General features: G+C 44.1%; 19 protein-coding genes and 4 pseudogenes. 6 read left to right on the forward strand and 17 right to left on the reverse strand.

The features are described from left to right. The 7 genes and pseudogenes from mraY to mraZ all read right to left on the reverse strand — a co-directional run bounded on the left by mraY (position 1) and on the right by mraZ (position 7,621). Complete coding sequence (gene mraY, locus CCS41_RS09610; RefSeq protein ID WP_072550683.1) at positions 1-1,083, reverse strand: phospho-N-acetylmuramoyl-pentapeptide-transferase; 1,083 nt, start codon at positions 1,081-1,083, stop codon at positions 1-3. Beyond that, positions 1,077-2,491 (reverse strand): annotated as a pseudogene (murF, locus tag CCS41_RS09615) (UDP-N-acetylmuramoyl-tripeptide--D-alanyl-D-alanine ligase). The gene mraY and the pseudogene murF overlap by 7 nt, the downstream one beginning before the upstream one ends. Next, positions 2,488-4,047 carry a UDP-N-acetylmuramoyl-L-alanyl-D-glutamate--2,6-diaminopimelate ligase gene (murE, locus tag CCS41_RS09620; RefSeq protein WP_420836473.1) on the reverse strand — a complete coding sequence of 520 codons (1,560 nt, stop codon included), beginning with the start codon at positions 4,045-4,047 and terminating at the stop codon, positions 2,488-2,490. The pseudogene murF and the gene murE overlap by 4 nt, the downstream one beginning before the upstream one ends. After that, complete coding sequence (gene ftsI, locus CCS41_RS09625; protein WP_072550680.1) at positions 3,992-5,758, reverse strand: peptidoglycan glycosyltransferase FtsI; 1,767 nt, start codon at positions 5,756-5,758, stop codon at positions 3,992-3,994. The genes murE and ftsI overlap by 56 nt, the downstream gene beginning before the upstream one ends. Positions 5,759-5,796: 38 nt before the next feature. Beyond that, positions 5,797-6,123 carry a cell division protein FtsL gene (gene ftsL, locus CCS41_RS09630; RefSeq protein WP_072550679.1) on the reverse strand — a complete coding sequence of 109 codons (327 nt, stop codon included), beginning with the start codon at positions 6,121-6,123 and terminating at the stop codon, positions 5,797-5,799. Positions 6,124-6,176: 53 nt separating this feature from the next. Next, positions 6,177-7,118, reverse strand: a complete 942-nt coding sequence (rsmH, locus tag CCS41_RS09635) for a 16S rRNA (cytosine(1402)-N(4))-methyltransferase RsmH (RefSeq protein ID WP_072550678.1) — start codon at positions 7,116-7,118, stop codon at positions 6,177-6,179. A gap of 50 nt (positions 7,119-7,168) precedes the next feature. After that, entirely contained in the window at positions 7,169-7,621 is a 453-nt protein-coding gene (gene mraZ, locus CCS41_RS09640) for a division/cell wall cluster transcriptional repressor MraZ (protein WP_072550677.1), read from the reverse strand. A gap of 439 nt (positions 7,622-8,060) precedes the next feature. On the opposite strand from mraZ, the gene CCS41_RS09645 reads away from it, so the two are divergent. The 3 genes and pseudogenes from CCS41_RS09645 to hslU all read left to right on the forward strand — a co-directional run bounded on the left by CCS41_RS09645 (position 8,061) and on the right by hslU (position 10,834). Next, positions 8,061-8,768, forward strand: a complete 708-nt coding sequence (locus CCS41_RS09645) for an SPOR domain-containing protein (RefSeq protein WP_205411415.1) — start codon at positions 8,061-8,063, stop codon at positions 8,766-8,768. A 74-nt stretch (positions 8,769-8,842) separates the two neighbouring features. Beyond that, positions 8,843-9,358, forward strand: a pseudogene (gene hslV / locus CCS41_RS09650) (ATP-dependent protease subunit HslV); the annotation flags it as partial. A 126-nt stretch (positions 9,359-9,484) separates the two neighbouring features. Continuing rightward, on the forward strand, positions 9,485-10,834 hold the full coding sequence (gene hslU / locus CCS41_RS09655; RefSeq protein ID WP_072550676.1) for an HslU--HslV peptidase ATPase subunit: 1,350 nt from the start codon (positions 9,485-9,487) through the stop codon (positions 10,832-10,834). Between the two features lie 83 nt (positions 10,835-10,917). Here the strand turns inward: hslU and rpmA are convergent, their stop codons facing one another. Both rpmA and rplU read right to left on the reverse strand, forming a co-directional pair. Next, entirely contained in the window at positions 10,918-11,196 is a 279-nt protein-coding gene (gene rpmA, locus CCS41_RS09660) for a 50S ribosomal protein L27 (protein WP_072550675.1), read from the reverse strand. Between the two features lie 19 nt (positions 11,197-11,215). Further along, positions 11,216-11,527: a 50S ribosomal protein L21 gene (gene rplU / locus CCS41_RS09665; RefSeq protein ID WP_072550674.1), complete on the reverse strand. Its 312-nt coding sequence runs from the start codon at positions 11,525-11,527 to the stop codon at positions 11,216-11,218. 295 nt (positions 11,528-11,822) lie between these two features. On the opposite strand from rplU, the gene ispB reads away from it, so the two are divergent. Then, positions 11,823-12,803 (forward strand): octaprenyl diphosphate synthase, encoded by a 981-nt coding sequence (ispB, locus tag CCS41_RS09670; protein ID WP_072550673.1) that lies wholly within the window; start codon positions 11,823-11,825, stop codon positions 12,801-12,803. 70 nt (positions 12,804-12,873) lie between these two features. Here the strand turns inward: ispB and CCS41_RS09675 are convergent, their stop codons facing one another. After that, on the reverse strand, positions 12,874-13,248 hold the full coding sequence (locus tag CCS41_RS09675) for a DNA-binding protein (RefSeq protein ID WP_072550672.1): 375 nt from the start codon (positions 13,246-13,248) through the stop codon (positions 12,874-12,876). A gap of 183 nt (positions 13,249-13,431) precedes the next feature. Between CCS41_RS09675 and CCS41_RS09680 the strand changes: the two genes are divergently transcribed. Together CCS41_RS09680 and CCS41_RS09685 are read left to right on the forward strand one after the other, a co-directional pair. Then, positions 13,432-13,707, forward strand: a complete 276-nt coding sequence (locus CCS41_RS09680) for a helix-turn-helix domain-containing protein (protein ID WP_072550671.1) — start codon at positions 13,432-13,434, stop codon at positions 13,705-13,707. Positions 13,708-13,769: 62 nt separating this feature from the next. Further along, the gene (locus CCS41_RS09685) at positions 13,770-14,060 is read left to right on the forward strand and encodes an IS630 transposase-related protein (protein WP_072550670.1); all 291 of its coding nucleotides are present in this window, start codon (positions 13,770-13,772) and stop codon (positions 14,058-14,060) included. A 242-nt stretch (positions 14,061-14,302) separates the two neighbouring features. On the opposite strand, the gene CCS41_RS15695 is transcribed toward CCS41_RS09685, so the two are convergent. The 7 genes and pseudogenes from CCS41_RS15695 to CCS41_RS09720 all read right to left on the reverse strand — a co-directional run bounded on the left by CCS41_RS15695 (position 14,303) and on the right by CCS41_RS09720 (position 22,766). Beyond that, complete coding sequence (locus CCS41_RS15695) at positions 14,303-14,590, reverse strand: transposase (RefSeq protein WP_162860052.1); 288 nt, start codon at positions 14,588-14,590, stop codon at positions 14,303-14,305. A 14-nt stretch (positions 14,591-14,604) separates the two neighbouring features. Beyond that, positions 14,605-15,618 (reverse strand): annotated as a pseudogene (locus CCS41_RS09695) (IS630 family transposase). A 135-nt stretch (positions 15,619-15,753) separates the two neighbouring features. Beyond that, positions 15,754-16,659 carry a TIGR01777 family oxidoreductase gene (locus tag CCS41_RS09700; RefSeq protein WP_072550303.1) on the reverse strand — a complete coding sequence of 302 codons (906 nt, stop codon included), beginning with the start codon at positions 16,657-16,659 and terminating at the stop codon, positions 15,754-15,756. 359 nt (positions 16,660-17,018) lie between these two features. After that, positions 17,019-18,782: a heme ABC transporter ATP-binding protein/permease CydC gene (gene cydC / locus CCS41_RS09705; RefSeq protein ID WP_072550302.1), complete on the reverse strand. Its 1,764-nt coding sequence runs from the start codon at positions 18,780-18,782 to the stop codon at positions 17,019-17,021. 2 nt (positions 18,783-18,784) lie between these two features. Continuing rightward, positions 18,785-20,557, reverse strand: a complete 1,773-nt coding sequence (gene cydD, locus CCS41_RS09710) for a heme ABC transporter permease/ATP-binding protein CydD (RefSeq protein ID WP_072550301.1) — start codon at positions 20,555-20,557, stop codon at positions 18,785-18,787. A gap of 16 nt (positions 20,558-20,573) precedes the next feature. Continuing rightward, positions 20,574-21,529, reverse strand: a pseudogene (gene trxB, locus CCS41_RS09715) (thioredoxin-disulfide reductase). 130 nt (positions 21,530-21,659) lie between these two features. After that, the gene (locus CCS41_RS09720) at positions 21,660-22,766 is read right to left on the reverse strand and encodes a J domain-containing protein (protein ID WP_119797525.1); all 1,107 of its coding nucleotides are present in this window, start codon (positions 22,764-22,766) and stop codon (positions 21,660-21,662) included. Between the last annotated feature and the right edge of the window lie 73 nt (positions 22,767-22,839).

Genomic DNA, 22,839 nt, shown 5'->3' on the forward strand with positions numbered 1-22,839 from the left:
CTACCGTACCTTAAGTGTTGCCAGCCCGATCAATACCAGCATCAGTGAAATAATCCAGAAACGCACGATCACCCGAGGTTCTGGCCAACCTTTAAGCTCATAATGATGATGGATCGGTGCCATGCGGAAAATACGTTGCCCACGCAATTTAAAAGACCCAACCTGCAAAATGACTGATAAAGTCTCAACCACGAATACACCGCCCATAATGACCAGTAAAAATTCTTGCCGTAGCAATACCGAGATGGTGCCCAATGCGCCACCCAGCGCCAGTGAACCGACATCGCCCATAAATACCTGAGCGGGATAAGTATTAAACCACAGGAAGCCTAAGCCTGCGCCGACAATGGCGGTGCAAACAATCACTAGTTCGCCGGCATGACGCAAATAAGGAATGTGTAAATAATGGGCGAAATTTACGTTACCTGTCGCCCAGGCGACCAGGGCGAAACCAGCAGCAACGAATACCGTTGGCATAATCGCTAGGCCATCAAGCCCATCCGTGAGGTTAACTGCGTTACTGGTGCCGACGATAACAAAATAAGCCAGCAGAATGTACAGTAAGCCCAACTGTGGCATAACATCCTTAAAGAATGGCACGACCAGTTGAGTCGCCGCTGTGTCTTTACCGATACTATACATGGCAAAGGCAGCGATTAGCGCAATGACTGATTGCCAAAAATACTTCCAGCGGGCAATCAAACCGTTAGGTTTTTTACTTACTACTTTACGGTAGTCGTCAATAAATCCGATAACACCGTAGGAGAATAAAATAAACAACACACACCAGACATAAGGATTTGTAGGATACGTCCACATCAACACCGAAATAATGATCGATAGCAGGATCATCAATCCTCCCATCGTGGGAGTACCGCGTTTATTAAAATGCGATTCTGGCCCGTCGCTGCGAACGACCTGACCAATTTGTAGTTTCTGTAACCAAGCAATCAGGTGTCGCCCCATCCATAAAGAGAGACATAAAGCGGTGAGTAAACTGACGATGGCACGAAACGTCAAATAGGAAAAGACATTAAAACCAGAATAAAATTTCACTAAATATTCAGCTAGCCAAACTAACATAATGTTTTCTCCTGAAGCGTGTGCACAATCTTTTCCATTGCAGCGCTGCGTGAACCTTTAATTAATACGGTGATCATCGGGTGTTCAAGCAACAATGTGACTAAACGCGTCGTTAACTCGTGTTGATCCTGAAAATGTTCGCCGTTACCGCTGGCACTGCTAAGCTGCTGACTGAGTTTCCCGACACTCAACACCTTATCCACCCCCACTTGTCGAATCGCTTCACCAACCTGGCGGTGGTAGTCTGCTGCTTTTTCTCCCAATTCCCCATATCACCGACCACCATAACGCGATAACCCGGCATATCGGCAAGTACCTGTGCTGCGACGGTCATAGAACTCACATTGGCATTATAACTGTCATCTAGCAGTAATTTCCCCACTGCCAGTGGGATGGGAAATAATCGTCCAGTCACTGCTTGGGATTGCGCGAGCCCTTGACGTACCGCTGGCAAATCAGCTCCCACTGACATAGCCAACGCTGCTGCCGCCAGTGCATTAGCAACGTTGTGTCGGCCAGGCAATGATAATGCAATCTCTGTAGTGCCCTGCGGTGAATGCAGAGTAAAATGCGTTACCTGCGCTTGAATACGGATATCAGTGGCAAAAAAATCAACACCCTCCTTCGCATCCAGTGCAAAACGCCAAACACGCTGTTGATGCAATAAACACCGTTGCCAACGCGGCCAGTCGTGACTGTCTGCATTAATAATGGCAGTCCCTTTTGGTGGTAATTCAGTGAAAATTTCCCCTTTAGCCTGAGCAACAGCGGACAGAGAACCAAATCCTTCCAGATGAGCAGCGGCTAAGTTATTTACCAATACACTTTCAGGGCGGCTTAAAGCGGTGGTGTAGGCAATTTCACCTAAATGATTGGCACCCAATTCAATAACGGCAAAATCATGTTCTGGCGTTAAACGTAATAACGTCAGTGGTACACCGATATCATTGTTTGCGTTACCGGCGGTATACAGCACAGTACTGCCTTTTTTTGCATTGATTCGGCACTGACACAAAATCGCCGCGACCATTTCTTTTACCGATGTTTTACCGGAAGAACCGGTTATAGCCACAACTCGGGTTGGTAACTCTTGACGAAGCCAAGCAGCAAGCTGCCCTAGCGCTATACGGGTATCTGCCACAATCAGTTGCGGGATCTTGAATGGCAAAAGGTTATTATCTAGTGGTCTACTGACCAACAAGGCTGTGGCACCCGCAGCAATGGCACTGGCTGCAAAATCATGCCCATCAAAGCGTTTACCTTTTAAAGCAACGAACAGACAACCCGTCGTCACTCGATGGCTGTCAATGACAACTTGTGTGATCTCGATTTTGTCGTTAGTCAGTTGTGTGCCAATAAGTTTAGCATTGAGCGCTTGTGCTAGTTGTCGCAAGGAAAGTGTGATCATACATTGATCTCCAATAGCCGAGTGGCGGTCAGGCGGTCAGAGTATTCAAACCGACGGCTACCCACTAATTGGTAATCTTCATGTCCTTTACCGGCGACTAAAACCACATCCTGTTCTTTTGCCTGCATAATGGCTCTGGTTAACGCTTCTGTCCGATCATGGATCACCAACGCATGATTAGCATCGAGCAATCCACTGCGAACATCCGCTACAATCGCATGTGCTTCTTCGTTGCGCGGATTATCATCCGTCAACACGATGTGGTCGGCCAGTTGTTCTGCAATACTTCCCATCAGTGGACGTTTACCTTTATCTCTACCTCCACCACAACCAAAGACACACCAGAGTTGTCCTTGACAATGTAACCGGGCAGCTATTAGCGCTTTTTCTAATGCATCAGGAGTATGTGCATAATCCACTATTACCTTTGGTTTACCTAACGCATTAAATATTTCCATCCGTCCACAAACTGGCTGCAATTGTGACCCTGTGGCAATCAGCCGTGCTAACGGATAATCGAGCGCCAATAGTGTCGCCAAGGCAATCAATAGATTGCTAACATTAAATTCACCTAGCAGGCGGCTTTGCAAATACCCTGTCCCCCAACTTGAATCAAAATTGATAATGACTCCTTCAGTCCGATAGCTGATACTTTGCGCCGCCAACCAACGTTTTCTGCCGCTGACAAGGGTTTTATCCTGCATCGTCACCGCCACTGCATCAGGCAGCTTATCTAGCCAACGATGACCGACCTCATCATCAGCATTAATTATTTGCTGTTTGACATTGTGAGTAGAAAAAAGTCGCCATTTTGCCGCCTCATAATTGACCATATCACCATGATAATCGAGATGATCGTGGCTTAAATTGGCAAACACAGCGGCGGCAAAAGATAATGCTGCTACCCGATGTTGTATTAAACCGTGGGAAGAAACTTCTATCGCGGCAAAATTCGCCCCTTGCATCCGTAAACCGTGCAACATTTTCTGAATAGCAACCGCAGAATCGGTAGTATTTTCTGTTTGCTTTAGCCGTTGCCCTAGTAGGCCACTGCCCAAGGTGCCCAATACGGCACTGGTTTTTCCCAAAGCATGACTCCACTGTGCTAACAATTGTGTGATTGTCGTTTTGCCGTTAGTTCCGGTGACAGCAACCAATTCTAATGCGGTGTCTGGTTGTGGATAGAAAAAACCGGCCAACTGAGATAAATGTCGTGTGAGATCATGAAGATAGATCACAGGTACGCCTTGTATTTCAGTTATCAGAGGAGTAACGGCGACTTCTTTGGTCTCTGTGTGTGCTTCTGCCCCTTTTGCCTCAGCAATAACGGCAGCGACACCTCGAGCGATGGCTTGTGGAATATAACAACGCGCGTCTATTTGCTGACCGACAACGGCAATAAAAACATCCCCAGCAGCAGCATGGCGGCTGTCTAATATCATTTCCCGTAGCGGGAGCGTGGGGACATCAAGCCCCCAGGGAGCGAGCAAGTCACGTAAATTACGATCTGCCACCTGAAGCCTCTTTCTTATTAATAACCAGTTTGCTTTGATCATTTATCGGTAACGCATCGGGTTCAATGTTCATAGTACGCAGTACTCCGCCCATAATGGCACCGAACACCGGAGCAGAGACCGCACCTCCGTAGTATTTTCCTGCCTGCGGATCATTAATCACCACAACTAAAGCAAACTGGGGATTGCTCGCTGGGGCCACGCCCACAGCGTAAGCGATATATTTTTTGATATATTTGCCGTCAGGGCCGACTTTCTTGGCTGTACCTGTTTTAAGCGCAAGACGATAACCTCTGATCGCGGCTTTGACACCACCACCACCAGGTAAAGCCACACTTTCCATCATATTTATCACCGTGCGTACCAGTGGTTCTGGAAAAACGCGTTGACCTGTTACAGATGAATCGACTTTGATGATCGACAGGGGGCGATAAATTCCCAGACTACCGATGGTTGCATAAGCACGTACTAACTGTAACGGAGTTACCATCAGCCCGTAGCCAAAAGAAAAAGTAGCTCTGTCCAGGTCAGACCAACGTTGTCTGCTCGGATATAAACCGCTTCTTTCGCCGACCAATCCCAGGTTGGTGGCTTTACCAATACCAAAGAGAGAATAAGTTTCGACTAATGACGAAGGAGGCATCGCTAACGCCAGTCTGGAAACACCGACGTTACTCGATTTTTGTAAAATCCCGGTAACTGATAGCTCAGCATAACGCGCAACATCTTTAATCTCGTGACCACTGATGTAGAATGGCAATGTATTTAATACGCTGTTTTCTTTCACCAAACCACGCTGCAAGGCCGCCAGCACCACCATAGGTTTTACCGTTGAACCCGGTTCAAAAATATCGGTTATCGCAAGGTTGCGCATTGCATCCTTGGTGGTACCGGTTAATTTATTTGGATTGTAAGAAGGACTGTTAGCCATGGCTAGTACTTCACCGGTGTTGACATCGACCAGGACGGCTGTGCCGGATTCCGCTTTGTTGAAGGCTACCGCGTTACTTAATTCTCGATATACCAACGTTTGCAAACGTTCATCGACGCTGAGTATCAAATTATGTGCCGCCTGACTGTCAATGGAAGAGACGTCTTCGATGACTCTTCCATAACGGTCTTTACGTACCGTACGTTCACCAGGCTGACCAGTGAGCCAACGGTCAAAACTTTTTTCTACTCCTTCAATACCCTGGCTATCAATGTTAGTCACGCCAATAATATGTGCCATTACTTGGCCAGCAGGATAATAACGGCGTGATTCTTGCTGCAGATAGACACCAGGTAATTTCAATTTATCGATGTAATTGCCAATAGTAGGGGTAACCTGACGCGCTAGATAGACAAAACGTCCTTTAGGGTTGGTGTTGATACGTTTAGTCAGTTGATCAAGCGGAATGTCTAGGGCATCCGACAACGCTTGCCAGCGTGTGTCCTGGGTGATCCCGCCATGTTCAAGTAATTCTTTTGGGTCGATCCATACTGCATCGACCGGTACACTGACGGCTAAGGGCCGTCCCAATCTATCACTGATCATGCCACGGGCAGTGGGTACCGTTTGTACTCGTAGTGAACGCATGTTACCTTCACGTACCAATTGTTCTGGACTGATCACTTGTAGGTAAGCCGTACGTATCATTAACCCCATCATCGCCAACAGGATGCAACTGCAGAGCAAAGCAAAACGCCAGCCAATAAAGCTAATTTGCCGTTCCTGACGTTTTAATTTGTTCGTAGGACGCACTGTTTTCATTTTCTAGAGCCTATTTGAAACTAACATCAAGATTGAGATCAAAAATATTTTTTTATTACAATGTTCTCTTGCAATGGATTAACCTGTTGCATTTTTAATTTTTCGCTGGCGATACGTTCAACACGGTTGTGAGCACCCAATGCATTTTCTTCCAGAATCAGATTACGCCATTCAATGTCGAGAGCATCTCTTTCGAGAATGAGCCGCTCACGTTCTGCTGTTAATGAACGAGTTCGGTAAGTCGTTGTGACCACGAGCATTGCTGATATCAATATCATGACCAATAATATCAATGGAATCTTGGCACTATGGATAAAATCCACTGTTATCACTTTGATTAAACTTGGTTGCTCATGGCTTGTCATGCGTTATTCCTTCTCTTCCTCTTCACACCCCTCGCTACGGTTTTGCAAGAAGTCTAGTACAGTTTTTCTGCAAAACGGAGTACTGAGCTACGCGCCCGTGGGTTTGTTTCCACCTCTTTTTTTGAAGGCATCATTTTTTTGAGTGATTTCAGATCACGTCCACCCAAGTTGTGTAATTGTGTTTCAGTCAGCGGCAAACCAGGAGGAATTTGTCGCCCACGACTGTGTTGGCGAATAAAATTTTTTACAATGCGATCTTCCAGTGAATGGAAGCTAATTACCGATAACCGCCCCTGTGGTGCCAAAATTTCAAGTGTTGCCTCTAATGCTCTGGTGATTTCTTCTAACTCCTTATTGAGGTAGATGCGAATCGCTTGAAAGCTACGTGTGGCCGGATGTTTATGTTTTTCACGCCGAGGAATGGTATTAGCAATTAGGTGAGCCAGTTCGAGAGTGTTGGTCATCGGTTGTTGTTGTTGGTTACGTTCGACAATGGCGCGAGCCAATCGTTTGGCAAAACGTTCTTCACCAAAGGTTTTTAGTACCCAGGCAATTTCGTCTATTTCCGCTTTCAGCAGCCATTGTGCTGCAGACACACCACGGGAAGGATCCATACGCATATCCAGTGGACCGTCACGCATAAAAGAAAAACCACGTTGTGGATCATCAAGTTGGGGGGATGACACACCAAGATCGAATAATATGCCATCAATGTGCCCAACAAGATCCCGTTGGCGCACATAGTGTGCTAAATCAGAAAAAGAACCTTGGATAATAGTAAAACGAGGATCAACGATGGATTTCGCCGCTGCTATCGCTTGTGGATCACAATCGATAGCAATCAGACGCCCTTCCCGACCAAGTTGCGAGAGGATCTGACGAGAATGACCTCCACGACCAAAGGTAGCATCGATATAGATACCGTTATCGCGAATATTGAGGGCATTTACTGCTTCATTCAACAATACGCTCGTATGCTCATAATGAGTTACCATTCTATTCATTTATCATGATCTTGCTTTATCCTGCCGTTTATTTACCCTAACTACAAAGAAAAATTCTGTAATCGTTCAGACAGTGGTTGGAGCTGTTCTGCGTCAACATCTTCCTTTATTTGCTGGTACCAAATCTGTACATCCCAGAGTTCAAACTTGTTAAATTGTCCGACTAACATGACTTCTTTACTTAGCCTTGCGTGTTGACGCAAAGTGTTGGGGATTAACAATCGGCCTGAACCATCCATCTGACATTCGCTGGCGTGTCCCAATAACAAACGCTGAACACGGCGTTCTAATGGGTTCATGCTGGATAAGTAAGAGAGTTTTTCCTCAATCACTTCCCACTCAGACAATGGATAAAGTAGTAAACAGGGCTGATGCAAGTCGATAGTACAGACCATCTGGCCTTGTGTTCCCTCATTGAGCAAATCCCGATACCGGGTAGGCACGGCGAGCCGACCTTTGTTGTCGAGGTTTATCATCGTTGCACCACGGAACATAGCTGAGTTACCTTTTCACCACTTTAACCCACAAATACCCACTTAAAGAGTTTACGGAGGGTTTTGAAACCTTGTCAAGGTAGAGCCAATACGGTTATCTATCTATTTTGCGATATGGCTCGTAGAAGCAGTGTTTTTTGTCAGCAAAGAAAGAATTAACATCATGATAAAATGAATATTTTTTTTGACATCAGCTTTTTATATAATAACTAATAAATTAGCAATTAATTATCTTATTATTGCTTACTAAAAGTAATATTTTATTTGAATGTAAATTTCTGTTACAGCTATTGGCTGTTATATTTTTCCTCTATTTGTGCCGTTGACAAGGATTACCCTAAAACGAAATAGGGTTAAGTGACAACATGTCTAGGCAAATATTCGAGAGTTAAGTAACATAACGAATCTATTTCATCTTCAAAAACGTGGCGCAAAAATAGTGGCACAAAAAGATTATGTAAGCCGAGAACGCTTGGCAACATCCCGGAGTAAAACTGGCCGCCCAAAGAGAGTCAACAGTGGCAGCATGGCTAAAATCGTGCTGGTTCTGGCTGTCGTACTATCGGTGGGGTTTGCTGCGGGATTTTATTTCATCAGCCATAACAAAGTAGATAAACCGCCGTTATTGCCAAATCGTAATCCTCACACTGTGACTGGATTACCTCCATTACCAGAAGAGCGTTGGCGCTATATTAAAGAATTAGAAAATCGCCAGATTGGGGTCGCAAAACCGACAGAACCTTCTTCAGGTAGTGAGGCTCGCTTGCTATCACCACTAACTCATGATCCCTCTCGTCAAATAATGGAGCCACCGTCGGTGACGACACCAAAACCCAAACTGGAAAAAGAAAAAGTACAGAGTTGGCTACTACAATGTGGTTCTTTCCGCACAGTGGATCAGGCTGAATCGATCCGGGCTAAACTGGCTTTTGATGGCATTGAAAGCCAAGTTACCTCCAGTGACGGCTGGAATCGTGTTCTACTTGGCCCTTATAGCAGCCGTGCTAGCATAGATACGATGTTGCGACGTCTCAAAGATACTGAGGTGTCAGGTTGTATTGCCCTCTCTGTGGGGGTTGAAAAATATCATTTCTCCCCCATCTACAGCTTAAAAATGATTTTCAAATATACCCCGTGTTATCGTTGAGAAAGCATCATGTTGGAAACACCGCTTTTTTGGCATAACACGAGGCTCATTTAGTCTGCAACAAGGGGTTGTTCGTGACAACAATTGTGAGTGTACGTCTTAATGGAAGGGTAGTGATCGGTGGTGATGGTCAGGTCACCTTAGGTAATACGGTGATGAAGAGTGATGCTCGTAAAGTACGTCGTCTTTACCATAATCAGGTGCTCGCAGGGTTTGCTGGTGGTACTGCGGATGCTTTTACTTTGTTCGAGTTGTTTGAAGGTAAACTGGAAGCACATCAAGGGAATTTAGATAAAGCTGCTGTTGAATTAGCAAAGGAGTGGCGCGCTGATCGTTCACTACGCCGTCTTGAAGCTTTATTAGCGGTAGCAAATAAAAAATCATCCCTGATCATTACCGGTACTGGAGACGTCGTACGACCTGCAAAAGATTTGATTGCTATTGGTTCTGGTGGTCCCTATGCCCAGTCTTCAGCAATGGCGCTGCTCGAAAATTCTCAGTTAAGTGCCAGGGAGATTGTGGAAAAATCGCTGAGTATTGCGGGGAAGATTTGTATCTATACTAACCTCAATCAAACCATCGAAGAGTTAATTTGTGAAGATATCGAGAAAGAGGTCCCTTTAGTCGATAACGGTAAGATCGAAACTAAAGCGCGTGCTCATGGCCGTGGTGCAAAAATTAAGAATTCGCCTTTAAAGCGCAAGGAATAGAAAAATATGTCTGCAATTGATCCACAGGAACTGACCCCGAGCCAGATAGTTGATGAGTTAAATAGCCATATTGTCGGCCAGAACAAAGCCAAGCGTGCTGTTGCTATCGCCTTGCGTAACCGTTGGCGGCGTATGCAGTTGAATGAAGAGTTACGTCATGAAGTGACACCAAAGAATATTTTGATGATTGGTCCAACAGGTGTGGGTAAAACCGAAATTGCTCGTCGTTTGGCCAAGCTGGTCAACGCGCCCTTTATCAAGGTCGAAGCGACAAAATTTACCGAAGTCGGTTATGTGGGTAAGGAAGTTGATTCCATCATCCGTGATTTGACCGATGCCGCGATAAAAATGGCACGTCAGCAATCTATCGAGAAAATGCGTCCACGTGCCGAAGAATTAGCCGAAGAGCGCATCCTGGATGTTTTGGTTACACCACCGGCAAAAGATAATTCGAAATCCAAAGAAAAACCGGAGCTTCCTTCCGCCGCTCGCACCGCTTTTCGTAAAAAACTGCGTGAAGGCGAGCTTGATGATAAAGAAATCGAAATTGATTTGGCAGTGGGATCGCTAGGAGTAGAAATTATGACGCCTCCTGGCATGGAAGAAATGACCAATCACCTGCAATCCATGTTCCAACAGATGAACAGTCACAGGCAAAAAACGCGCAAACTCAAGATAAAAGAAGCACTTAGACTGGTAGTTGAAGAGGAAGCAGCTAAGCTGGTGAATCCAGAAGAGCTGCATAAACAAGCTATTGAGGCCGTTGAGCAGCAAGGCATCGTGTTTATCGATGAAATCGATAAAATTTGCAAGCGAGGCCAAACTTCTAGTGCAGATATCTCCCGCCAAGGTGTACAGAGGGATCTACTGCCACTGGTGGAAGGCTGTACGGTTTCCACTAAACATGGCATGGTAAAAACAGACCATATTCTGTTTATTGCCTCGGGTGCCTTTCAGGTAGCAAGCCCTTATGATTTGATCCCTGAACTGCAGGGACGTTTGCCTATCCAAGTTGAATTAGAAGCACTGAGTACTGAAGATTTTGAACGCATTCTGACCGAACCTAATGCCTCACTCACCGAGCAGTACAAAGCATTGATGGCAACAGAAGGTGTAACTGTCAAATTTACTGACGATGGCATCAACAGTATTGCCAAAGCAGCCTGGCAGGTGAACGAAAATACCGAAAATATCGGTGCGCGTCGTTTGCACACGGTATTGGAGCGTCTCATGGAAGATATTTCTTATAGTGCCAGTGAAAATCACGGCCAGTCTGTCACTATTGATGAAAAGTATGTTCGTAAGTATTTGGATAAGCTGGTAACAGATGAAGATTTAAGTCGTTTTATTCTATAAAGCTATTAGTGTGTTCGGGGCTTAGAAAAAAGCCCCGCAGTTTCTGCAGGGCCCTATATTGAACTCAGTACAACACGAAAAATCTACATTGCTTTGTCAGTACTGACTGTAGCTTCAACACTGACAAATTTACGGTTCTTCAAGCCTTGAACCTTAAACTTGACTTTGCCACTAACCATAGCAAACAAGGTATGGTCTTTACCACAGCCGACGTTAGTACCTGCATGGAATTTGGTACCCCGCTGACGAACGATAATACTGCCAGCCAGTACCGTCTCACCACCAAAACGTTTCACACCAAGGCGTTTACTTTCGGAGTCGCGACCATTACGTGTCGAGCCACCAGCTTTTTTGTGCGCCATAAATTTACTCCCCTAAAACCTAAGCACTGATGCCGGTGATTTTAACATCAGTGAACCACTGACGATGCCCTTGTTGCTTACGGTAGTGCTTACGCCGCCGGAATTTAACAATCTTAATTTTTGCACCGCGGCCATGAGCAAGCACTTCAGCTTTAATCTTACCGCCATCGACGAGAGGAACGCCAATCTTGATATCTTCCCCATCAGCTACCATTAGAACCTGATCAAACTCAATAACCTCACCCGTTACAATGTCCAGTTTCTCTAGACGAACGACCTGACCCTCACTGACCCGGTGTTGTTTACCACCACTTTGGAAAACCGCGTACATATAAAGCTCCGCCTTCCGTACACCCCACTTTATTGAATCCAGAGCGCACATAAATATCCACAATAAAGCGCGAATTCTACGCAAAAACAGTGTGGATAACAAGAACAGAATCAGTACCAGGATAGAAAAAAACATAGTATGCTCAGATGTCATTTATTTACTGCATTTTTTCAGTACAATAAGGTTCTTTCAACAGAGGTCTCTTCATAGTCTTTAACTTAGTCTTGTGTAATTAATGTGAGCAATGATCTCATCACAGCTAAAACAACTAAAAAGAAAAGTGCTGGATAATATAATGAACCTAGAAAAATTAAACCATATTAATCAATTGATTATGGAAGATATGCTTGCTGTCGACGCAATGATTCGCCGGCAAATGGACTCCAAAGTTGCATTGGTGAACCAGCTTGGTGATTACATTATCAACAGTGGCGGGAAACGTATTCGTCCGATGGTCGCTCTCCTCGTTGCACGTACTTTGGACTATCAGGGTGATAAGCACATCGATATTGCTACATTGATAGAATTTATTCATATTGCCACACTATTGCATGATGATGTCGTCGATGAATCTGATCTAAGACGCGGTAAAAAAACCCCTAATACTGTATTTGGTAATACAGCCAGTATATTGGTCGGCGATTTTATTTATACCCGTGCCTTTCAGATGATGACTCGCCTGGGCTCAATGCGGGTGTTTGAGGTTATGTCTACAGCAACCAATATGATAGCAGCAGGTGAAGTGCAACAATTAATGAATTGTAATAATCCTAATATCACCGAAAAAGACTATATGTCTGTTATTTATGATAAAACGGCTCGACTGTTTGAAGCCGCATCACAGTCTTCTGCTATATTAGCAGGCGCCAGTACAGAGCAAGAACTGGCGTTGCAGTGCTATGGCTGTCACCTCGGCACCGCTTTTCAGTTGATTGACGATTTACTCGATTACAGCTCAGAGGGGAACACATTGGGTAAAAATGTCGGTGATGATCTTAATGAAGGCAAAGTAACACTACCACTGTTACATGCCATACAGCATGGCACAGAAAAGCAAGCTGCAATGATACGCCAAGCAATTAGACAAGGTAATAGCCGCCATGTGCTCACATCGGTACTTGAGGTTATGCAAGAATGTAAATCTTTGGACTATACCCGTCAACGGGCGCAGGAAGAAATCGACAAGGCCATTACCGCACTAAAAAAACTGCCCGCGAACGATTATTGTGCAGCGTTAAAGGACATCACTCATTTTGCTATAAATCGCTTTTTTTAAGAAAATATTTAGAAATTTTTACATATAAAAAACTGTTAAATTTAACAATTTAACGGTCACAGGGTTTCCTTCACTCTGATTCTAAAAGATCTTCCATTTGCTTATTATTAACCAGCTCGACTAACTTCTCAATGCCGGCACTCAATATGAAGCTAGTCATTCTTTTACGTTTAGACTCAGTCAATTGGTTAAATGCTCCGACCCATATTGCCAACGGATCTTCTCCATTGACAGAATAACATGCTGTATTTTCGTTTAATTGCAGTAGGTTAAAAACAGTATCTGGCAAACTATCTACGTGGTATTCGAGTGCTTTTCCTTGAACACCTAAGCGGCGACGTTGTTCCCATCCTTGACGTTTAGCCATGAGGTTGACTCCTTGTGGTGAAGAAGGTAATCCAGCAATGCCTGTAAGTTCTTTGGCTGCAAACCACTCTTTTTTCATGGCTTTATTTTCTCTATGTTTGCGTTGAGGAAAGAATAATTTTTTAAGAAAAAATTAGAAAATATATCGAAATTAATGGTATAATTGTCCAACAATTATCTTTTGTTCCTAATACGCCTAACAATATCACGTTAGTTATACCATTAATAGACCAGTACCTCAGCAGAAAATAAAGGATTAACGATGACAGTAACTCAAAGGAAGTCCGATTGGCACCCTGCCGATATAATTGCTGCATTACGCAAGAAAGGAACCACCATAGCATCTTTATCGAGGGAATCAGGGTTACATTCTTCCACTCTTTCTAACGCCTTGACGCGACCGTGGCCTAAAGGTGAATGGTTGATAGCCGAATGTCTGAAAATTCATCCATCCAAGATATGGCCATCTCGCTACTTTGATCGAAAAACTGGTGCCCTGATTGATCGTAAAAGCAAAATACGGGAATCAAAACTTTAACTAAATAGCTATGCATTTTAATTTTGATTACAATGTAAAAAAATAATCCAAACGAGCTAAAGATGAGCTATTCAGTTGATTTTCGACGAAAAGTCCTCAGTGTTCGAGAGCAGGAAGGCCTGAGCATAAGAGCCACCGTGAAGCGTTTCCACATTGGCACGGATCCGCTAACACGTTGGCTGAGGCGAATAGAGCCACAGCAGTCTGGCTCGCGTCGGCGTAAGATTGACAAAAAAGCCCTGGTCAAATATGTTGAGCTTTATCCGGATGCTTACCAACGGGAACGCGCGGCCCGTTTTGGGGTGTGTACTAAATCCATTTGGCAAGCCTTGAAAAAATGGGGCATCACCTAACGCCAGTTTCCACAAGCGTCAGGACATTCAGCAGGCCATTAGCAAGGCCGGGCATCTGATTGAATATCTACTTCCTTATTCATCTGACCTCAGTCCTCACTTTTACCCACAATTTTTGTTATTAAGAATAATGAACAATCTCACATTTTCTTGCAGGATCTCATACCCTCGCCAAAGCGACATTATTCCCGGTAAACCCTCGGCACGTCGGTTAAGAAATCCTCCCAATTGACCCAGCCATGTTATTGCCTGAAGCACTGTGGGGGATGCTCGGGAAGGCGGCTTGTTGTCTGTATTCTACAATACAACGTTTGCCATTCTATCTTTGACAACACATCGATGCAGGTAGCCTCAGGACACAACGCTGCCATTTTGGTCATATGCATCAGTTTGAAGGCGATAATGCTTTTGAGTGTGATCATTTTCGTTAATTGGGTTGCCGTATTTAAACGACATTGTTCAACACAACATCCTGATTTCAGTGTGTTGAATAATTCTTCTATCTTCCATCTCAGTCTATACTCATTCAACTTGAAGGTCTGGATTAGATGGTTTGGAAATTATCGTTAATTCTGCCCCTGAGAAAGGGAGCAATTTTTGCCAATGTACTATCAAAAAATTCGGCTATAGCCCCACGAAACTCTTTGGCTGAAGAGAAAAATCGGTTGTTTCTGACACGCTCGTTCATGACCTTCCATAATCGCTCGATGGGATTAAGATTAGGGCTATAAGGGGGTAAATAATGGAGTACGATAGCCTTCTCTAATGCGGCGTCTTTGACTCGCTGACGGCAATGATAGCCAGAATTATCTAAAATAATGTGTATCTTTTGTGCATCAGGATAAGCAGCTTTGAGCTGCTCAAAAAAAGCGACGGTGGTTTCTGAATTCACCTGCTCAGGACGGGCACTGACCACCTTCATGGTGCTCAATTCAATGGCTCCCATGACATTAACCCGTGTTTTTGCCCCTGTTTTGACCAGCGGCTTATCTTTGCCTTTCCTTATCCAACCGCAGACCACTTTGGTGGCCATCGTTGGAGGGGCTGAATCCATAAAAACAATCGGTTCATTCTTAAGAGCACTCTCTAGCAAAGTGAAATAAGACGCGATAAACGCTTCTTGCCGAGCAACATCCACTTTAACCAGCATCGCTTTGGGCTGCTTATAGCTAAAACAATGCGCTTTCAGCCATTTTGTCATGCCAGATACGGTGTAACAGACGCCAAATTGGGTTTCCACATAAGCACAGATATCGATGACACGGCTATAAGTCGTGCTTTCAATGTGTTTTTCAAGCAATAAAGATTCATGCACGCTCAACTTACTATACGAGCCGCCATTTTCAGGCTTTAATTTTTCGTCTGAAAGCCAATCTGTTACATGTTGCCTCACTGTTTCTTCATGAATACGTAATGCTTGGGCAAGCGCTTTGTTATTCTAGCCTTCATTTTTCAACAACACCGCTTTGATTCGATCTCGAACACGGCCATCGTGTTCGTAACGATGAAGGCGTTCCAAATCTTGTTTTTGAGAAGCTGTCAGTGAGTTTATTTTCATGACCTTATTTTTAATCTAGTTGAGCAAATTTTCCAATGGTTTTAATGGCGATGGGTATACCCCTTTCTTGTCCATGGAAGAAAAGGCATCTGGGGTGTATAGCTATAAGACGTGTGATGATTGATGCTATTCAGGTCATGGTACATTCCGCAGTACATCCCGTAGTGCCCCTTCTAAATCACAGTGGTGAAAGTTAAAACCGGCTTCCTCCAGGCGTTTAGGAACGGCGTGTTGGCTGCCTAGCACCAGCACTGCTGATTCTCCCATCAGTAGGCGGATAATACTGGCCGGAGCCCGTAAAAATGCCGGACGGTGTAAAATCTTAGCCAGTATGGCACTGAATTGCCCATTACACACTGATGAGGGAGAAACCATGTTATAGGGGCCACATAGAGTATCATTAGTAAGCAGATAGTGAATCGCATTCACCATGTCATCAATATGGATCCACGGAAAGTATTGACGACCATTACCCATTGGTCCACCTAAACAAAGACGAAACAAAGGCAGCATTTTAGCTAATGCTCCACCTTTTGCGGCGAGTACTACTCCGGTACGTAACAGGCAAACACGGGTTTGGCTACTTTCTGCCGTTGATGCCAGTTGTTCCCAGCGCGCGCATAGCTGATGGGTAAACTCATCGTGTGGTGGTTCTTCTTCAGTGACCAATACCTGCTCTTTATCACCATAAAACCCTACTGCAGATCCGGAGATAAATACGTCAGGTGGATTACTGCTGACATTAATCAGTTCCGCTAATTGCTGGGTTATCTGCCAACGGCTTTGACATAACCGTTCTTTTTGTTGAACTGTCCAGCGTTTGTCAGCGATAGGTTCACCCGCCAAATTGATTACGGCATCAATGTTATTGAGATCCTGTTGGTCATTTAATGTTGACCAACAGGTTATTTGCTTGCCGAGTACATCAAATGCTTTCCGTGGATCACGGCTTAATACAGTTATCTGGTGGGAAAGAGACAGGAGCCGTTGGGTAAGCGCACGGCCAATTAAGCCTGTTGCACCTGTTATCAAGATATGCATGGAAAACCTCCGTTTAAATCGCCATTCCTACCTACAATGGAGACGACATTATGAAATTTGGGCGTACACACAAAAGACTCAATGTTGTAGTTATCGCAATACTCACTGTCAAACAAAAACATTTTTGCATGACTCTCACTGTCAAGGATGCCTGATCGAGGTTAAACGCCAGTTAGATTCATTTAAGAACCTATTCGAAATCTTTTATGCTCGCTGATACTTCGTCAAAAACGGGCTCAAAATGCTCATTTACTCTATGTAAACTGCGCGTTCTCGCCCATTTTTTCCTCGCCTGAGTGTCGCTTAAGAAGATTTGGAATAGGTTCTAAAAAATAGTGACTAAATTTTTTATCTCGAACTCAGATTATATGTGAACTGCCATAGCGCTTACGGAGTTGGTAATAACGACCTTTATTTTTTAGTAAGCTCTGATGATCACCTTGTTCGACAATACGACCACCATCCATTACACAAATACGATCCATCGTTTCCAATCCATATAGACGATGGGTAATCAGTATCAAGCTTTTGCGCTGACAGTGTTGCCTCAGTAGCGAAAAAATTTGTTGTTCAGTTTCTGCATCTAGCCCGTCGGTGGGTTCATCGAGCAGCCATAATGGCGCCGAATGCAACAGTGCACGAGCTATCCCTAAACGACGTTGCTCACCGCCGGATAATCCTCGCCCTCCTTCTCCTAACCATGCATTTAAGCCCTCATCATTGGCTAACAAATTTTGTAACCCTACCTGGTTTAATACCTTTTGCAATTGAATATCCGTAGCAGAAGGAGCAGCTAGTAATAAATTGGCTCGCAATGTATCGCTAAAAATATGTATTCTCTGACTAACGACAACCATTATTCGGCGCAATGTGCTTTCATCAAAATGGGTAATGGGCTGCTTATTAATGTAAATATGACCTTGAGGCGGATCCCAAGCACGGGTTAACAATTGCAACAATGTGGATTTGCCACAACCAGTACGCCCAAGCAACGCAATATGTTCCCCTGCAGCCAGTGATAATGAAATAGCTTGTAAGACAGGTAATGGTTGGTCTGGATAGGTAAAGCTTACCTGTTTCATTTCCAGGGTGATCAGTGATGATATAGGTGACGAGATTACTGTACTTGGGAAGGTCACTGCAGGTTGTTGCTTGATAAGGTGTGTGACACGTTTGGCGGCAGTGATCACCTGCCCCAAGTGTAGAAAAGCACCTGTTACTGGTGACAATGCTTCAAAAGCCGCGATGGCAGCAAATACAAAGAAAGCAATAAGAGCACTTGCTTGATCATTGCTAACAGTGTGAATGAAATTAATATTTTCGGCAGCCAGCCACAATAGCAAGATAAGCGTTAAGCCAGTAGCCAATATCATCAACGCTTGAGAAAACGCAGACAATGACGCCTGCTGCTGCTGACGAACCAGCCAATGTTGCTCGATATTTGCCAACTTAGTGTGAAAACGTTCCACAGTGCTAAATACCAAAAGTTCAGCTTGGCCTTGTAACCATGAGGTCAGTGCTGAGCGATAAAGAGCACGTAAATCGGTGAGAGCACTACCGATAGGTTTACCGATATGGTAAAAAATCACAGGTAATAACAGCAATAAACCCAGTAAAATCGCGCCTAATGTTAATGCCATATTGATATCTAACAGGCTTAACCCAAAAGTAACCGTAAAAATAATTACCATTGCGGCGACTAACGGGGTAATAATTCGTAGATAAAGATGATCTAAAGTATCCACATCAGCAACAAAGCAATTCAATATTTCACTTTGCCGAAAACGGGCGATACCGCCCGGGGATAACGGTAAGATTTTTTGAAAAGCGAACAAGCGTAGATGTGCTAATATGCGAAAGGTCGCATCATGACTCACCACCCGTTCAACATAACGCCCCGCAGTGCGTATTATTGCTGCACCTCTGACCCCCGCAGCAGGCAGCAGGTAATTAAAGCTATATAGCCCCGAAGAGCCAGCAAGGGCGCTACCTGCAAGGAACCAGCCAGATAGAGCAAGCAGACCCACAGCCGCTAGCAGGGTTAGAGTCGTCATGACTATCCCTAAGCTAGCAAGAAACCAATGACGACGATACAGCGCCAGAAAAGGCAACAAAAGGCGCATAATTAACCTTCCTTGCTACGGTAAGAAAGTAAGCTAGCAAAAGCGCCTGTAGTCTGACACAGCGTACTGTAATCACCTTGCTGAAGCAACATACCACGATCCATCACCCAAATAAGATCGTAATCACATATATTCTCTAGCTGATGAGTCACCAACAGGGTAGTTTGTGCATAGGAAGCTCTGCTTAAGGCGTTCATGACCCGTTGTTCACTATGCATGTCAAGGCTAGCACTGGGTTCATCCAATAATAATAGGCGACAAGGATTAAGTAAGACTCTCGCTACCGCTACTCGCTGTGCCTGACCGACAGAAAGGCGTGACGCATGATCGCCTATTTCAGTTTCCAGTCCTTCAGGTAAATCAACAAGAAATTCATTGATATAGGCTCGATCTATAGCCTGCTGTAACTGTACGTTACTGGCATTGGGTTGACTAAGTAAAATATTCGCTCTCAACGTTTTTTCTGGTAGATAGGGATTTTGACCGATCCAACTTACTTGATGACGCCATGCCTCTGTATTCAATTCTCTCAGTTCAATCCCCTCGACTTTGAGTGAACCACGGTAAGGCAAAAAACCAAGTAACAAATGAAGTAATGAACTTTTCCCTGCACCGCTATGGCCGACGATAGCGATCCGCTGTCCGGCAAGCACAGTAAAGTTTAATGGTCCAGCTAAGCGAGTACCGTTGACAGCTAATATTTCTAACTCATTGGCGACTAGCCTGATGGGTGTATTGCCTGATAATTTTTTATCTCCTTGCTCAATTGCCACCTCGGCTTCACTTGTCAAAAAAGTAACCAGTGATTCCGCGGCCCCTAAGGCCTGTGCTTTAGCATGATAAAAGGTACCGAGATCGCGTAAGGGCTGGAAAAATTCCGGCGCCAAAAGCAACAGAAAAAAACCGGAAAATAGCGTGACTCCTTCTGTATGGTAATTACCAAAATGCAGCACACCGAGATACGAAAAGCCGAAATAAACAGCGACGAGCGCAATAGAGACAGCGGCAAAGAACTCCAACACCGCTGATGACAGAAAAGCGAGACGGAGTACTTCCATTGTACGACGGCGAAAATGTTCTGACGTTTCAACAATTTGTTTTGTTTCTGCCTGTGCACGATAGAATAACCGCAAGGTATCCAAACCACGTAAACTATCAAGAAATTTACCACTGAGACGTGCCAAAGCGACAAAATTACGTCGATTGGCATCTGCTGCTCCCATACCGACTAACACCATAAACAGGGGTATCAAAGGGGCAGTAGTCAATAAAATCAGGCCGGCAACCCAATTTATAGGGAAAACAGCCAGTAGAATCAATAGTGGGATAAGCGCAGAAAGATATATTTGTGGTAGATATCGCGAATAATAATCCTGCATATCCTCAATTTGCTCGATGATAATCGTCGTCCAGCTACCGGCGGGCTTGCCTCTTACCCAGGACGGCCCTAATTGTGCCAATTTCTCCAATACCCTGTTGCGAATTAATAAACGGATACGCATACCACAAACAAAACTGGTACGCTCACGGCACCAGCTAACAATAGCTCGCAGCACAAATACTACCAACAGCCAGCAGAGATCGGTAACCAACAAGTGGCGAGGCAGATGATCAATAATCAAAGACTGCAAAAGTGTCGCTAATAACCCTGCCTGAGCAATCATCAGTAAACCACCCAACAGACCTAACAACATGGATAAACGTAACCAGGGCCGTGCGGGTGTACTCTGCTTTTTCAACCATTGGATCAATTCATGTTGTCTTGTTTTATTCATCAGATCATTAATCAGCTCATTGATTTAAACCATCTAAATAACGCTCGGCATCCAAAGCTGCCATACAACCACTCGCAGCAGAAGTAATCGCTTGACGATAAACATGATCCATTACATCACCCGCAGCAAACACACCAGGAATAGAAGTTTGTGTGACATTTCCACCAAGACCCGACTGTACTTTGATATAGCCATTTTCTAATCGCAACTGATCAGCAAAAATAGTGGTGTTTGGAACATGACCAATGGCGATAAAAACACCGGAAACTACCAACTCTTCACCTTGTCCACCCTTAGCATTGCCTAAATGTAGACCTGTTACGCCTGTATCATCACCTACTACTTCCTCCAAGGTACTATCGGTATGTAGCACAATCCTACCCTCGGTGACTTTTTTCATCAGCCGGTCGATCAATATTTTCTCTGCACGAAACTTACTTCGACGGTGAATTAAATAAACTTTTGTCGCAATATTCGACAGATATAGCGCCTCTTCAACAGCGGTATTCCCCCCCCGACTACCGCAACGTTCTGATCACGGTAAAAAAATCCATCACAGGTCGCACAAGCTGAAACACCTTTCCCTTTAAAGGCTTCTTCTGATGCTAAACCAAGATAACGTGCACTAGCCCCCGTGGCGATGATTAATGCGTCACAAGTGTATTCTTGACTACCGCCAAACAGACGGAAAGGACGCTCTGTAAGATTTGTCTTGGTAATATGATCTTGTGAGAGGGTAGTGCCGAATTTTTCCGCATGCTTGCGCATACGTTCCATCAGAAGAGGGCCGGTTAAATTTTCAGCATCTCCTGGCCAGTTTTCCACTTCAGTGGTGGTGGTCAATTGACCACCTGGCTCCATACCAGCAATCAACAGCGGTTCCAGATTGGCGCGTGCCGCGTAGACCGCAGCGGTATAACCTGCAGGCCCTGAACCTAAAATAATTAATCGTGAATGTGTGGGTGTACTCATGAATACCTCAAGAAAAGCTAACAACCTCAACGGCTGTACAATCGCATAAATCAATAGACTTCTTTCAAAACCTACATATATGTTTGTAAATACGTGCTGCAAATTCTGCGTTACCTGGTGCTCGTAATCCTCATTTTGCGCGGGCTATCCGGTAGGTTTTTAGCCAATTTTTAATATTTTTACTTTCCCGAAAAAGAGTCAGATCTGCCTCCACACGATCAATATCACGTTGAATGTTTTTAATATCATTCTGTAAATCACGTATTACTGTCATAGGCACTATTCGGCAACGGGGTGACATATTTAAACGTATCTTGAACGAAACTTCGATATCGTTAATTTCATTTTGCAACTCAGCAAACTGCTCCGCTAAAATAGTATTGTAATATTTCAATTTATCTTCAGGGAGAGTATTAATAATAGACTGATCGATTTGTTCAATTTCCAATTGTAGCGCCAATAACTCAAGCAAATTTTTACTATTATACGCTATATTGACCCGTTGCATCAGTTCTGTTTTACGCTCTCTTTCTTCTGCGTCTTGTTCACGATCTGGATGTAAGCTGCTAGCTAGTTTACGGTAAATTTCACGGAGTGATTGGCTGATATTTTGTATTTCTGCTTGTTGTTTTTCTTCTCTGGCAAGAGTCTTTGCCGATTTTTTTTGTTCATTATAGGATCCCTCAAATTGTTTTTTAACTCGTTCTTCCTGAATTAATTCTTGTTGTATTTCCTCACCAACATTCTCCATTATTTTTTCTGTCGAGTTAACATCCATCTTTTCAAAAATATCAAAACTAAACATCTCAGCCATGGCAGATTGCATCATTTCCTTTTCTTGCTCAACCCGCGAGTCGAAGTCGATTTCACTGTATTTGTTATAAATTTTTTTTAAATCTACACAGTCCCTTTCAGACATCAATTCCATCGTGATCATACAAATAATATGACTTATTTTCTTCCTATCACTTTTGCTAAATACCTTGTCAGAGTAGCTTTTATCTAACAATTGCACGAAATCTGTCCGCTTCTGATCGAAAGACGTCAGCAAAGGATAAAATTCGTCAGAATATTTTTGGTGGTATAAAGGGAGCATGGCCTGCCATGCTATTAAATTCTGCCGTTTACTATCAATTTTTTGGGTCAGTGAATTGAATCGTTTTTGCGCTTGAGATAAACCAGTTTGCCCGGTTGATTTAGCGATCGAGATGGTTTGAGACCCCAAATTTTTCATCATATACCACTGCTTAAATTTACATCGTTTAAATTCGCACAGCGTCGCTGTGGGCTGTGAATTCACCGGCGAATAT

The organism is Candidatus Fukatsuia symbiotica (assembly GCF_003122425.1).
Classification (GTDB): domain Bacteria; phylum Pseudomonadota; class Gammaproteobacteria; order Enterobacterales; family Enterobacteriaceae; genus Fukatsuia; species Fukatsuia symbiotica.

What these genes read in the sequence shown, in the direction of transcription:
- ispB (WP_072550673.1), top strand. Translation starts at nt 11,823, where the DNA reads ATGAACCTAGAAAAATTAAACCATATTAATCAATTGATTATGGAAGAT.
- mraY (WP_072550683.1), bottom strand. Translation starts at nt 1,083, where the DNA reads ATGTTAGTTTGGCTAGCTGAATATTTAGTGAAATTTTATTCTGGTTTT.
- rpmA (WP_072550675.1), bottom strand. Translation starts at nt 11,196, where the DNA reads ATGGCGCACAAAAAAGCTGGTGGCTCGACACGTAATGGTCGCGACTCC.
- CCS41_RS09700 (WP_072550303.1), bottom strand. Translation starts at nt 16,659, where the DNA reads ATGCATATCTTGATAACAGGTGCAACAGGCTTAATTGGCCGTGCGCTT.
- ftsI (WP_072550680.1), bottom strand. Translation starts at nt 5,758, where the DNA reads ATGAAAACAGTGCGTCCTACGAACAAATTAAAACGTCAGGAACGGCAA.
- CCS41_RS09680 (WP_072550671.1), top strand. Translation starts at nt 13,432, where the DNA reads ATGACAGTAACTCAAAGGAAGTCCGATTGGCACCCTGCCGATATAATT.
- murE (WP_420836473.1), bottom strand. Translation starts at nt 4,047, where the DNA reads ATGATCAAAGCAAACTGGTTATTAATAAGAAAGAGGCTTCAGGTGGCA.
- rsmH (WP_072550678.1), bottom strand. Translation starts at nt 7,118, where the DNA reads ATGGTAACTCATTATGAGCATACGAGCGTATTGTTGAATGAAGCAGTA.
- ftsL (WP_072550679.1), bottom strand. Translation starts at nt 6,123, where the DNA reads ATGACAAGCCATGAGCAACCAAGTTTAATCAAAGTGATAACAGTGGAT.
- CCS41_RS09685 (WP_072550670.1), top strand. Translation starts at nt 13,770, where the DNA reads ATGAGCTATTCAGTTGATTTTCGACGAAAAGTCCTCAGTGTTCGAGAG.
- hslU (WP_072550676.1), top strand. Translation starts at nt 9,485, where the DNA reads ATGTCTGCAATTGATCCACAGGAACTGACCCCGAGCCAGATAGTTGAT.
- cydD (WP_072550301.1), bottom strand. Translation starts at nt 20,557, where the DNA reads ATGAATAAAACAAGACAACATGAATTGATCCAATGGTTGAAAAAGCAG.
- CCS41_RS09720 (WP_119797525.1), bottom strand. Translation starts at nt 22,766, where the DNA reads ATGATGAAAAATTTGGGGTCTCAAACCATCTCGATCGCTAAATCAACC.
- CCS41_RS09675 (WP_072550672.1), bottom strand. Translation starts at nt 13,248, where the DNA reads ATGAAAAAAGAGTGGTTTGCAGCCAAAGAACTTACAGGCATTGCTGGA.
- cydC (WP_072550302.1), bottom strand. Translation starts at nt 18,782, where the DNA reads ATGCGCCTTTTGTTGCCTTTTCTGGCGCTGTATCGTCGTCATTGGTTT.
- mraZ (WP_072550677.1), bottom strand. Translation starts at nt 7,621, where the DNA reads ATGTTCCGTGGTGCAACGATGATAAACCTCGACAACAAAGGTCGGCTC.
- rplU (WP_072550674.1), bottom strand. Translation starts at nt 11,527, where the DNA reads ATGTACGCGGTTTTCCAAAGTGGTGGTAAACAACACCGGGTCAGTGAG.